Raw genomic sequence first — 14,260 nt, 5'->3', positions numbered from 1 at the left:
AAGTAAGTAGTTCTAATGATTAAAATCAAAGAACTACTTTAGAGCCTTTCCCACAGGAAAGCGAAACAACTTAAACGAGTGAATATCTATCTAAGAGCTACTTTATAAGTATTGTAAATAAAAGAGCCTGGGACATAAATAATATGATGATGCTATTTTGCAAATTCGCAGTAGCTGACTGAACCGAGAAGGCGCTTAATTTAAGCTTTTCTCAGTTCTAGTCATCCTTGCGGAGGTGGGCGGGGCCCCAACACAAAAAATCACGAAAGTGATTTTACAAGCTAAGCAAGTTGGGGTTACAACGAATTGTAAAAGAATTCTGTCCCTCTTCCTATTTTACTTTAATATTACTCCATCCATTGCAACGTTATTTTGGTTCAATGTAATGTAAGGTTTCAGCTGTGTTTGCATCAATAGTGCGATATGACACGATGCCTAAACCTTTAACGTTAGACTCTGAAATGACGATTGAGCCATCACTGTTTACTTTTTCAACGAAAGCAACATGACCATATACGTCATGGGCGTCAGCTTGTCCTGCCTCAAAGACAACGGCACTATGAGTTAAAGGTGTTTGACTGACATCATAGTTATCACGTTCTGCGCGATTATCCCAATGATGTGCATCGCCCCAGTCACCACTGACTTGCTTACCAAATTGTTGCACACGTTCGTATACATACCAAGTACATTGACCTTGAGGATATGGTGAAGACGCATCCGTCACTTCGAATGATTTAAATCCACGACCTGAAGTATCTTTGCCACTCGATGTTTGTTTAGCATATTGATCTAAATCAGGCATTGTTTTCTTATCAAAATCTGTTAAGTGATAGTGCTTGATTAAACTGTTCAATTTAGTAGCATAGTTCGGATCCGTAGCATATGTACGACTCAAATGTTGTGTTGCATCACGATAATCTATAGCTTCACTCTTCCAGGTAGGTTTATAGATTGTGGCATTACCATCAATACCATGTTTAATTAAATCAGCATAATCTTCCAATGATGCCTTCGTATTTGGGTATTTTCGGAAACCGGCATTAATACTAAACATACTTTGATCACTGCCAGCTTCTAAAGTATTAAAGTTAACAGATTGTCCTTTGTAACTTCCCTTAATTCCGAATAAATTATAATTTGGCGCTTGTGCTATAGCACTATTACCTGAACTCGACTCAAGAATAGCCTGTGCAATCATAACTGAGGCATAAATATCTTTGTTTTGACCAATTTGATGTGCATCTTTAGCAATAGATTTAATAAAGTCACGTGTACCTTTATTTTCAACCACTGCTATGTCTCCGTCAGTTACCTCATTACCATTAAATTGAGGTAAGGTTTGGAAGAGACTCGTTGAACGTGTGTTGCTTTGTTTAAAGTCATCTTCAAATGATTGTGCGGGTGCTGTCTTATGTTCAAGTTCGTCTTTAGTTGGTAATTGTGGATTATTAGATGTCGTCGTATCATCATTATCTTGTTCATCTTTAGACGTGTTTGATGTGTTATCTTTTTTAGATGATTCGAAATTGTGATGCGTCTTTTTAGCATCTTCACTGTATTGATCCAGTACAGAATCTAAAGCGGATTCAGTTAAAGACTTACTATCAGAAGATGAGGCATGATTAGCGTCATCATTAGTACGAGTACTTGCATCATCCGTAGTAGATTCATGTTGACGGTCAGTGTTATCTACATCATGACTTGCTTGATGATCTGTGTCATCATCTGTGGTATCAGAAACGAAATCATCAATAGCATCTAATGCTTTGCTCACGCTCGCATCATCTTTATTTTGACTAGCTGTTGATTGCTGGTTCGTCGCCGTGTCATCTTGTTGTTGTGTTGAATGGTCTGTTTGATTAGTTTGTTCATCGTTTGGCTTCACATCTTGATGGTCACGATGAGCTGTGTCGGCATCGTGTTCATCTGTGATATGGTCGTCATCTGTTGATTCACTAGAACTTGCGGGTTGCTCATAATCTGAAATATCACTGTCGAAATGGAATAGTGATGCAATTAAATTGGTTAAACTAAATCCATTTTGATATAAATCAGGATTTAAAAAGTTAGATGAAAACAAGCCGCTAGATTGTGCTTCGTCAAAAATAGGAGAAAGGGGTGTACGGTAAGTGTCCTGTTTGTCTTCATCACGCGTTTGATGACTACGAGATATGTTTTTGTTGTCTTCATCCCTTTTTTCTGATGACGTATGTGTAGATTTATTTTGTTCTTTATTATTATGTTTCTTTGACGCTTCTTTAGTTGGTGTCTCTGAAGAGGGACGATCTGATTGTTTGCTATTTGATTCAGACGTTTCATTCGTATGGTTATCATCTACATCTTCGGTATCATAAGTTGCTTCTTTTGATGTAGTGGATGCTTGTGTCTTAGCATTTGCTTGTGTGTCTTCAGCATGGGCAATGCTAGTTGTAAATGTTGGTAATACTAGCGTTGTAGTTAAAAAATAGATGATAAATTTATGCTTCGACATGACGCGTTTTGCCTCCTATCAAATAAATTATGGTGGTATGCGAATATATCAGAATTTGATATAATACTTATTATGGTTTTTAGTTGACCACTATCAACTAATTTCTACTTTACTCAATAAAAGTATTATACTAACTCTATAAAGAAAAAAACAATGCTTAAAATCATTTTGAGATAAAATCTTAATATTTCATTTTTAGGAGTGTGAAAATGAAAAACGCACTAAAACTATTTAAAACGGACTTGAAACGTGTGGCTAAGACGCCAGCAGTTTGGATCATACTAGCTGGTCTGGCAATATTACCATCTTTTTATGCGTGGTTTAACTTATGGGCCATGTGGGATCCATATAGTCATACAGGTCATATCAAAGTCGCTGTTGTGAACGAGGACCGAGGCGACAAAGTTCGCGGTAAGAACATTAACGTGGGTAATACGCTTGAGAATAATCTTAAGAAGAATGATAAATTTGATTGGCAATTCGTTAGCCGGGAAAAGGCAGACCATGAAATCAAAATGGGGAAATACTATGCCGGCATATACATACCGAAAGAATTCTCACATCAAATTACTGGGACATTGAGAAAGAAACCGCAAAAAGCAGATATTGAATATAAAGTTAATCAGAAAATTAATGCGGTTGCACCGAAAATGACAGATACAGGTTCAACGGTCATTGTCGACGAAGCAAACAAACAATTCAATGAGACAGTAACAAAAGCGTTACTACAAGAAGCGAATAAAGTAGGTATTCAACTGGAAGATGAAGTGCCTACAATTAATAAGATTAAAAATGCAGTTTATGCAGCACATAATTCATTACCAGAAATTAATAAAATTGCAGATCGTATTGAATATTTGAATGATCATCAAGATGAGCTTGATAAATATGCTAATCAATTCCGTGCGCTAGGTAATTATAAAGGTGATGTTTTAGATGCACAACAAAAACTGAATGATGTGAATGCAGCCATACCATCATTGAATGAGAAAGCAAAACTCATCTTAGCACTTAATGAATATATGCCAAATATTGAGAAATTGCTGAATGTAGCTTCTAATGATATACCAGCACAGTTCCCTAAAATTAATAGAGGTGTAGATATTGCTAGTGAAGGGCTTGATTTAGCACATTCACGTCTGAACGATGCACAAGGATATCTTACAGCTGCGCAACAACGTGTAGGCGATTACCAAGAAGCGGCCAATCGTGCACAAGAGGTAAATAATCAAGCTAATAATAGCTTGCGTCAACAAAGTACATCGGGATTGCCGCACTATGATGTTCAGAAGTTGAGTACGGATAGTAGCCAAGACACAGTCAACGATAATCAAATTGTGTCAGACAAAGACGTGAAGTCGATGAACAGTGCGCTTGCAGAAGCGTTACTCACACTTTCTAGTCATTCTGATACTCAAGCGAAAGCGACACAGTCAGACATCAATGCCTTGAAAACTATATCTTATGGCGTCATCGGTTCTAATCGACCAACTGAATTTAATGAGATGTTACGAAATTTAAAAACACGTCTTGAAAACAGCTCGAAAAACAACCAACAACTGATCGACGTATTAAAAGAATTAGAAAAAAGAGAACATGTCGATTTATCATCACAAATTAAACAAGTAGAAAGTGCAAATAATCGCATCAGTGATACATTGCGTTCAACGAATCAACTGATTGATGCCTTGAAAAATGGTAGTTCAGGAAAAGCAGAAGCGGTTAATGTATTACGTTCATTACCAGATTTAAATAAAGCGTTAGGTAACTATCGTGACTTTATTAAAAATGACTTAAACAATCGTTTGTTAGTCGTATCTAATCAAATTACACAAGAGTTAAATAAAGGTCAGAATACGCTATCAGACGTTCAATCTAAATTAAATACAATTAATCGTGTTATCATTGCGGGTCAAGATATTGTAGCGGATGGGCAAAATCGCATTGCTAATATTCAAAGCGAATTGCCGGCTTTAGAACAAACATATATTAATGCGATGCAAACGGCACAGAACTACTTCCCGACTGTAAAAGCGGATGTAGCGAATGCAGCAGACTTTGTTCGTAATGATTTACCTGAGTTAGAGCAACAACTTGCTAATGCGACAGCAACTGTAAATGCGAATTTACCGACATTGTTTAATAAGTATGACAATGCAGTTGATTTATTAAATCAAAATCAACCACGTGCGAAAGAGGCATTAGCTAACTTAGCGAATTTCTCTGAAAATCGTTTGCCTGATATTGAAAAAGATTTAGACAAAGCGAATAAAATCTTCAAGAAATTAGACGAAGACGATGCGGTGGATAAAGTCATTGATGCGTTGAAGAATGACTTGAAGAAACAAGCAGATGTGATCGCCAATCCAATTCATAAAAAACAAGTGGATGTCTTCCCAGTTAAAGATTATGGTTCAGGTATGACACCATTCTATACCTCATTATCTATATGGGTAGGTGCCTTGCTATTAGTAAGTTTACTGTCTGTAGATAATAAGCATGAATCACTGAGAGACGAATTGACGAAACGTCAAATTTATTTAGGTAAAGGTGCATTCTTTATCATGATGGGAATCATTCAAACACTGATTGTAACCATTGGGGACTTAGTGATTTTGAAAGCACAAGTTGAATCACCGATACTATTTATCTTAGTTGCATTATGTGGTGCGATTGTCTTTAACACAATAGTGTATACATGCGTATCATTACTTGGTAACCCAGGTAAAGCAATCGCAATTATTTTATTAGTACTACAAATTGCCGGTGGTGGGGGTACTTTCCCAGTCGTTACAGCACCTAAATTCTTCCAAACCATTTCACCATATTTACCGTTCACATATGTGATAGATTCATTACGTGAAACAGTAGGTGGCATTGTACCGGAAATATTAATCACAAAAATGCTTATCCTAGCACTATTTGGATTAGGATTCTTTATTCTAGGTATCTTAGTCAAACCAGTGTTAGATCCAGTAATGCGTAAAATTTCTAAACGTGTAGATGAAAGTAAAGTTACTGAATAGACTATAGTATCTCTAAAATAAAAAGGGTCTTGAATAAGTTATTTTATTATCTGTTTAACTAAGTGTATAAGTAAATTGAATTAATTTAATAAGAAGTATAAAAGATAGTTTTAGTATGAAGTTATCATGCTAGAACTATTTTTTTATAAAAATGTTTTTTTAAAAGTGGAGAGAAACTAAAAAAATAATTGTTATAAATATTTTAAACTATAAAAATAGTTTGAATTATATATTTTTGTAATATTATTAGGTATCATGATAGTGATGCAAAAATCTTAGGGGGGATAATATGGAGCTAAAAAATATAATTAAAGATAATTTTTTTAAAACCTTAAAAATGATAGATATCTCATTTGATATTTATAATCTAGAAAAAGTTAATATTAATGTTTTTAATTCTCATATATTTAAACTACGAACACAACAACTTGTCGACAATACTACTTATGAGCTATTAAGGAATATAAAAAATCAATTAAAAGAAGTTCAACAATATGGGGATGAAAATAGCTATATCAAGTTAAACGAGTATTTAAAACATTTGAAAAGTTATATTGAAAAACAAAGTAATATTACCAGTAGCAATCTTATTGATTTGATGAATAACTTAAGCACCTCTTCAAGAGAATCAATAGTTAATACTGAAGAATTTAATAAATTTAATGAATATCTACATGTACATAGAAAAATTGAAAATGAATTAAAAGAATCTTTGTTGAATTTAAAAAGTAAAGATAGAGGAATTATTTTTTTAGTTGGTTCTGTAGGTGATGGGAAGTCACATTTACTATCATATTTAAATAAATATCAACCTGAATTATTTAAAGATGTATTTATATATAATGATGCTACTGAAAGCAATAATCCTTATAAAACAGCAATTGAAACCCTGGTAGAAAAATTAACACAGTTTGAAAAAAATGAGATAAATAAGATAGTAATAGCTATTAATGTTGGTATGCTCAATAATTTAAACGAATACTTGAGAGCGAATAACATAAACTTAGAAATTATAAAAACTATTGAGCAAAGTAATATTTTTTCAAATAAAGGTATGAACAATTTGTACTTTGGATTAGATAATATTTCAATAGTTTCATTTTTAAACGAAAAAGTATTTGATATTGAACAAAGTGAAGTTAAAAGTGAATTTTATGATGCAATTTTTAATAAGATTTTTTCTGAAGATATGGGTAATCCTTTTTACAAAGCCTTTATTGAAGATGATGGTTTTAATAGAAAAGAACCGATTTATCAAAATTATTTATTAATGTTAGATAAAAATGTTCAAACTACTATCAAATATTTAATTATTAAAACACAAATAGTAAATAAAAGAATCATCTCGACTAGAGCATTACTAAATTTTTTATATGACATTATAGTCCCAGAAGTAAATCAAAGAAGTAATGATTCATTTTTAGTTAACATGCTATTTAATAGTAACGGTAAATCTTCGTTATTAACTTCAATGCACTTTCAAGATCCAGTGTTATTCCAAAGTGCTAAATTAGATAAACTTAATATTGAATTATTTAATACTCTCGATTTGCAAGCAAAGTGCGAACAACTTTTTGGAGAAGATAATTATAAAAAGGTGATGAGTTATTTATATTTGTTGGATGGTTTAGATCATAAACGACGATTTGAAATGATAGTAAGGTTACACTATTTGTTCGACTATACAGAATATGAACCTACTACTTTTATAAGTTTTATAAATATGATAAGTGATTTAAATACAAATAATGCTTTAAAAAAAGATATTTTAAATAAAGTAATATTAGCAATTTATAGATGGAAAGGTTCTCCGAAGAAAAATTATATATACAATGAAAGTCTAAAACCTGAGACAAGCATTCAAATTGGTTTAGAGTTTAAACCTAAGGTCCATTTAGTGAGTGTAAATGAAAAAAATAATTTAATAGTTCAACTTAAGGTTCAAGAATATATAGCTGAAATTGAAATGGACTATAATCTATTTAATTTATTGGAAAAAATAGAAGCTGGTTACGTTGTTAAAGAAAAAGATAAAATTGAAGCAATAGTGTTTACTGAATTTGTAGATAGTATAATAAATAATCTTGAATCCAATGAAAATACAATTATTAAGTTACCTTCTAGTAACGAGACATATATAATTCATGATGGTTTTCTAGGTTATCAACTTGAGGAGGTTGACTGATGGATTTTAACGGTACTAATGCATTAATAAAACATTTAAAATTAGATGAAGGTTCTCCTAAATATAACAGAAGCTTTGATTATAATATACTTCCTTTTTTTACTCGACAAAACGAAAGAGCAAAATTTAAAAATGGATTCATGCCGATTATTGGGGCTATGGCTAGATACAGTTTAGGTTTAAAAATTGAATATAATCATGAAGACTATGATATCAGCAATATCTATGAAAATGTGGAGAGTGTAGGACATCTTGATGAAAATGAAAAAAACATGTTATTAAAAAGACTCTTTGATTTTGATAAGATATCTTCAATTAATCATCCTAGGATACTTAATTTTCAACCATTAAGTGAAGGTTCTGATAAAAAAGGAGAAATCAATATAGCTTTATATATAAGTAAAGCTTTTGATTTAAATAATAATTTAACTTGGAAAAACTTTATTAGTACAACCAAATCTCATAATTTAATGGAAAAAATGTTTTTTGATTCAATAAAAAAAATTGGTACTAAAGAAATAAAAAATAGTTTTGTCACATTACCAGATGATTTATTTACTACGCGAAAAGAAGACTTAGATTTTTTATTGAAATATAAAGATTTTGCTTTAAAAAATTTAGATAAATTCTTTGCTTTTTATTATTTTCAGTATATTACACAGACAGTTATCAATATTGATAATTTAAATAAAATTAAAAATGGAGTAGAGTTAGAGCCATTGTATTTCACATTAGATAGTGAAAAGTTATCCTCATCTAGGATTACATACAAAAAAGGATTTAATTATATTAAAGAGAGAAAAAAATATACTTTAACAAATGACAATTTAACAGGGTATTTAAATATTATAATTAAGGATATAAAAAATGACGATAAATTTTATTCATTAACAGAGATACTGAATTTTGATAATAATATGATAAAAAATATAAACTATGAATTAGCTAAAATGATGAGGATTTATAAAGAAAAATTGTCTAAGGAAGACGAAATATCAGATGATTTCATGGAGAATTTAAAGGTCTTCAAAAAATGGTTATACACTGATTTAGATGCTGCTACTAGTTCGCGATATTCAAAATCAATAGACGAAATTGGAGACTTATATTTTCTAAAAAGTCGTGGTAGTTTAGGGAAAACATTGACAATCAGGAACGACTTATTAATATTATTAACTTCAATAATTGTTAAGGATGAAAAGAAATTAATTAAAGAAGTTTTTGTAGAGTTTGAAAAACGAGGAGTCTTTTTTGATCGATATACAAAAGAAGATGTAGTTAATTTCTACGAGAAAATGAATATTCTTGATAAGAAAAGTGATAGTGGGGAGGTAAAGTATGTCAAACCAGTTTTATAATTTTTTAGATAAAGAATTAAGAGCTTATTTAAATAGCACTTCTTTAAACGCAGGGGATAGGTTCTTTTTGATATTAAATAATGACGATGAAATAAGTAGCTTAAAAACAGCAATTGAAAATTCAAAGGATAAGAAAGTTAACAGCTTCAGATCAAATGAATTCAGCTTTGAAACTATTTATTATATGATAAATGATAAAAAAGTAATCTTTGTTTTCGCGCACGATGGCGTTACCAATGATTTTTTAGTGACTATAAGAAATAAAGTATCTTTGCAAAAAGGAGAATGGGAAAATTCAGTAGTTATTTTCTTGATGAAAGAGGACTTAGATAGTATAACAGGCGGCTCATTAGATTTATCTAAAAAAGGAGCACCATTCCATACTAATTCTCTAAAGCAAAACTTAGATAAAATAGTTAATAAGGAGAATCATAGTTTAGAGAAACATGAAAGCGAAATTTTAAAATTTGTAATAGAAAGAAAATTCTCAGATGAACTTGTTAAATATACTTTGCTAGACTTTGAATCTGTATTTAGTATTATTCAACAAGGTGAAATTAAAAAAGAAGATTATTTAAAATTGGAGCTTTTTGAAGATAAACAATTAAAGAGTTTTTCAAATTCAACAAAAGATATAAAAAATAGGCTTATTGAAAATAGTGATTTATTTGAGACTGTTTCAGTTATACATGATAGAGGAAATATTAAAGAAGATATTGAAGAAAAATTCGGTGTCAGTGCCCCTCCTAAATTAGTAAAAGATAATTGGTATGAAGCGGAATTCGAGCCAATTAGAAAAAGTAAAGAGACGGTTGATAATGAAAAAAGGGTGAAAATAGAGTTTAATGATGAAGGATTTTATCATCAATTTAATAATATTGAAGTATGGAATAAAAATTCTGGGACAACTAAGGTTAAATCAAGAGAAAAAAATATAATTATCTTTAAAGAATTCTCAAACTTAGAAACTATAATCTTACCTTTTGACAAACATGATGACATTAATCCATCTTTTATTAATACTAATAGAGCGAAAATATATAACCTATCTAAAAAAGAGACGTCAAAAGTACAATTTAAATCTAAATCTAAAGGTAAATTAGTCATTGATCTTAGTGAAATTAAAAACGAAAATGAGTACTTTATTGATTTTACATATAAACATAATAATTCAACTTCTTTAACTTTTAAATTTAGGATTTTGTTAGTGAATTTTAATAGTTCCAATATTGAAAATCTTAAAACTAAGTATAAGTTGAAATATAATGTTCAAAAGAAAAAGGTTGAATTTATCTTAGATAATGTCGAAAATTTACTATCAATTAATGATGAAAATAATAATCTAAGTAAAGTGTTTGAAAATGGAGAAACTTACGATTTGAATGAAATTTCAAACTTAGACTTCAGTCCATTAGTTAATGCTGATATTGATAATATTTATATTAATTTAAAAATCAATGATATTGAGTATATAGTTAGATTAAGTGAATTTGTAAATAAACCGGTTCCAGTTTCAAGTTCTAATTTAATAAAAAAGGTTTTTGAGAAAAAAGAATCTATGATTGTTAAAGATAATATAGCTATTCAAGATACAAATGAATATTATCTATTTAATGATTTTAAAATCATAACGCAAATTGAAAAATCAATGATTGAAAACAACTTTACTAATGGAGTTATTAAAGATAACAAGCTAGTTGGCGAAACAAAAAGTTTACCGCCTTTAGTAGAAAAAGCATATAAGCAATTGTGTGAGGTAATAATTCAGAAAAAAACAGTTCCTAGTTTAATGTATTATGATGAGGACATTAGTAGAGCTGTTTCTAATTATTGTGAAACTATAGAAGAAGTATTGAAAAATTTAACTGATAATGAAAAAATCACTGAAAAAGAAATATTAAATGTACATGAATTAGGTACTGTGACCGATGATAATAATATATATTTCACCTCATTACATCCACTAATATTAAGATATGAATTAAATAAAACTGAACGTTTTAATGATGATGAAATAAGTGAAAAAGTTTTCAGAAAATATAATCCTATTGGCTTATTACCATATTTTGTAGATGTAGAGTCTAATTATTATTTCGCTAACTATACTGAAAGTGGAGCCAGATGGATTACATATAAACCTTTTGAGACTACAAATAAAATGAGCTCAGAAAAAATGCAGTTTATTATTAAAACACGTTTGAACAACTATAAACAACACTTTAAATATTTATTTGATATTAATAGGAACTATGCACTTAAAGTAAGGTACATTGATGTTAAAGATTATAAGACAGTTATTAAAGGAACTATTGAACACCTTTTAGATCAAATGAAAGATATAAAATCAATTCATTATTTAAATCCAGTAAATGTATATATGGATGCTATTGAAATTATTGATAATATATATGCTTTATATAACATTAAAGACAGCGATGAATTATTAGAAGCATATAATATAAAAATTCCTAGTAATATTAAAAAGAAATTTAACGAAGAAGATATATTGGAAACAATAAAATCTAAAATAAATATATTTGTTAATAAGCAAGAAGAAAATGTTTATCATATTACGTTTTTTAATTTTAATCAAGAACCTAAGTTTAGTGTGAGTAATCTTAAAGAAATTTACTCTTCTGTTACTAGTAAAGGTCTATTATCAAATATTAGCTATACTAAAATAGGTAATTCATATTTATCTGGATTTGGTACGAGAGGTATATCAGAGAATAACGATTTAATTTATAGTGCATTATTGTGGAATAGTTTTGTTTCTAATAATAAAAATTATCGATTAAATCCATATAAGAAGGATGAAGGAATCGTTAATAATGTTATTAGTATTGAAAATCAAAACCTTGATGGTGTTTTTAACGATACGAATTGGGTAACATTTATAGATCCTTCAGTTGATTTATCTTATTTCAATAGTAATGATTATGATTTGTATGTTATTCATTATAATGATCAAACTTCATCGTTTAATTATGAATCAATTACTGTAACAAATGATACAGAACAATATAGTAATATTCTTAAAGAATTTTTAAATAAAGTTAACGTAGATTATACTCCACAAAATATTGATAATATTATCCGATCTTTCAATATCCTTAATGGTGAATGGCTTTTATCAGTTATAGGAAATAGAGGGTCTAAATCAAATTACGGAGATCATTCTATTAGAGAAAAATTAAGTATTATTTCAGCATATAAACAAGTGTTGTCAATATTAGCCCATGAAAAAATAACTTGGATTCCAATTTCTATGGAAGAAGTACTTCGAGTGAGTAGACAACAAGGTCTGGATGCAAGTTCAGATGTTTTCTCGGCTAAGGAACTTAATCATAGTGGCTCTATTTCAGATGACTTGTTATTTATAGGCTTAGAATTGGAAGAAGAAAATGCAAATGTCCATTTTATGCCAGTTGAAGTAAAAGTCGGTATTAATCACACTAATGTGATTGAAAAAGCTAAAGTACAAATAAGTCATTTGTTTAAAGTACTGGAAAAAGAATTGATTACTCCATCTTCTCAAGTTTTAACTCAAGATTTTTATAGACAATTTTTCTTGAATTTATATTTTGGTAATTTAAATAAATTTATTGAAAATGGTGTAATTGTGGATGAAAAGATGCACTACATTTATGAGAAAAGAGCAGAAATTTTAAACGGTAACATTACTTTCTCTACTAAGATAAAGGATGAGTATGGTATAGGAATAGCAGTATTATTTAATCAAGAAAATAGTTTCAGAAAATTAATTAAAGACAGCGAGAAAAATGTATATGAATTACATTTAACTGAACTAGATGCGTATAATGACGCAGAAAAGGACTATGAAACTGTTAAACATGAAATATTAAACAATCAAAGAGGGATTGATTTAGCAAATTTACTAGTTTCCCATACAAATTATAATCTAACTAATGAAAATAGTGATGTGCCAACTTCCACTCTTGAAGATGAAAATAAAGTGAACAATGATTCGAATAAAGTGGAAATTCCTCCTACTAATGATTGGGAAGATAAACCTCCTGTTATTGAGGAAATAGAAAGAACTGAAGAAAATCACGATTTAGAAAATGTGAGAATTTTATTAGGAAATGCAAAAGGTAGTACTGAAAAAGTGTATTGGGAGTATGGTCATAAACAATTACCTAATCGCCATATATTAATTAGCGGCAAATCTGGACAAGGTAAAACTTACTTTATGCAATGTCTTCTATATGAAATGGCTAAAAATAAACTTGATAGTTTAGTAGTTGATTACACAGATGGTTTCTTAAACAACCAATTAGAAGAGGAATTTACACGAAAACTAGGAAATAATCTCAATACTAAATTTATTTTTAGAGATAAGCTTCCGATAAATCCTTTTAAAAGAAATGAAATAGACTTAGGTGGTTTTACCGTGCCAGAAGAAAATGATGATATAGCAGATAGAGTAGTTCAAATTATAGATTTCGTATTTAAACTTGGTATCCAACAAAGTAGTTTATTAAAAGAATCTATCAAAAGTGGTTTAGATATATATGGCGAAAACTTTACTTTCACTAAATTAAAACAAAGATTGATTGATCAAGAAACTACTAATGCTAATACTTTAGTTGGAAGAATTGACAAATTATTAGATAAGGATCCGTTTGCATATAACAACAATGAGTTTACTTGGAAAGAAATATTCAATAATGAAGGTAAAGTAACTATTATGCAATTAAAAGGTTTTGTTGCAAGTATTCAAAAAGTGATAACTGAATTCTTACTATGGGATTTATATAATTTTACCGAACGAGAAGGAAGTAAAAATGTTCCTATCCCTGTTTTATTAGATGAAATGCAGAACTTGAATCATAAAGAAAGTTCTCCTACAACTAAAATTTTAAAAGAGGGTAGAAAATTTGGATGGTCTTCATGGCTTGCTACACAGTCTATCAGCTCTATAAAAAATAACGGGGGAGATATTTCGGCACTATTTAATGCCGCTGAGCAAGTTCACTTTGCCCCACCGGAAGATCAAATCGCCTTTATTAGTAAGAATAAAAATAATGACGAAAAAAGAAAAATGGAACAAGATTTATCATCATTAAATAAAGGAGAATGTCTAGTTATAGGTTTTTCTAACATTAATGGAGAACTAGTCAAAAAAACAGAAATTGTTGAAGTAACTTCTTTAGAAGATAGGGAATAATTAAAC

The 14,260-nt window shown here is 29.8% G+C and carries 5 protein-coding genes; 4 read left to right on the top strand and 1 reads right to left on the bottom strand.

Translation table 11 applies throughout. The features are described from left to right. Positions 1-367: 367 nt before the first annotated feature. Positions 368-2,494 carry an amidase domain-containing protein gene (locus AK212_RS02500; protein ID WP_053029020.1) on the bottom strand — a complete coding sequence of 709 codons (2,127 nt, stop codon included), beginning with the start codon at positions 2,492-2,494 and terminating at the stop codon, positions 368-370. A 209-nt stretch (positions 2,495-2,703) separates the two neighbouring features. Here AK212_RS02500 and AK212_RS02495 point away from each other — a divergent pair, with 209 nt between their 5' ends. From AK212_RS02495 to AK212_RS02480, 4 genes are all read left to right on the top strand, one after another. Continuing rightward, positions 2,704-5,520, top strand: a complete 2,817-nt coding sequence (locus AK212_RS02495) for a YhgE/Pip domain-containing protein (protein WP_053029018.1) — start codon at positions 2,704-2,706, stop codon at positions 5,518-5,520. A 289-nt stretch (positions 5,521-5,809) separates the two neighbouring features. After that, positions 5,810-7,705, top strand: a complete 1,896-nt coding sequence (gene dptF, locus AK212_RS02490; protein ID WP_053029016.1) for a DNA phosphorothioation-dependent restriction protein DptF — start codon at positions 5,810-5,812, stop codon at positions 7,703-7,705. Continuing rightward, positions 7,705-9,063, top strand: a complete 1,359-nt coding sequence (dptG, locus tag AK212_RS02485; RefSeq protein WP_053029014.1) for a DNA phosphorothioation-dependent restriction protein DptG — start codon at positions 7,705-7,707, stop codon at positions 9,061-9,063. The genes dptF and dptG overlap by 1 nt, the downstream gene beginning before the upstream one ends. Then, positions 9,044-14,254: a DUF87 domain-containing protein gene (locus AK212_RS02480; RefSeq protein WP_053029012.1), complete on the top strand. Its 5,211-nt coding sequence runs from the start codon at positions 9,044-9,046 to the stop codon at positions 14,252-14,254. Before dptG ends, AK212_RS02480 begins: the two co-directional genes overlap by 20 nt. The last annotated feature ends 6 nt before the right edge of the window (positions 14,255-14,260 follow it).

The sequence above is a fragment of the Staphylococcus borealis genome, assembly GCF_001224225.1.
Classification (GTDB): domain Bacteria; phylum Bacillota; class Bacilli; order Staphylococcales; family Staphylococcaceae; genus Staphylococcus; species Staphylococcus borealis.
This window is presented reverse-complemented; position numbering and strand designations above follow the sequence as displayed.

Excerpts from the sequence above, each read along its gene's own strand:
- AK212_RS02500 (WP_053029020.1), bottom strand. The coding sequence starts at position 2,494 with ATGTCGAAGCATAAATTTATCATCTATTTTTTAACTACAACGCTAGTA.
- AK212_RS02495 (WP_053029018.1), top strand. The coding sequence starts at position 2,704 with ATGAAAAACGCACTAAAACTATTTAAAACGGACTTGAAACGTGTGGCT.
- dptF (WP_053029016.1), top strand. The coding sequence starts at position 5,810 with ATGGAGCTAAAAAATATAATTAAAGATAATTTTTTTAAAACCTTAAAA.
- dptG (WP_053029014.1), top strand. The coding sequence starts at position 7,705 with ATGGATTTTAACGGTACTAATGCATTAATAAAACATTTAAAATTAGAT.
- AK212_RS02480 (WP_053029012.1), top strand. The coding sequence starts at position 9,044 with ATGTCAAACCAGTTTTATAATTTTTTAGATAAAGAATTAAGAGCTTAT.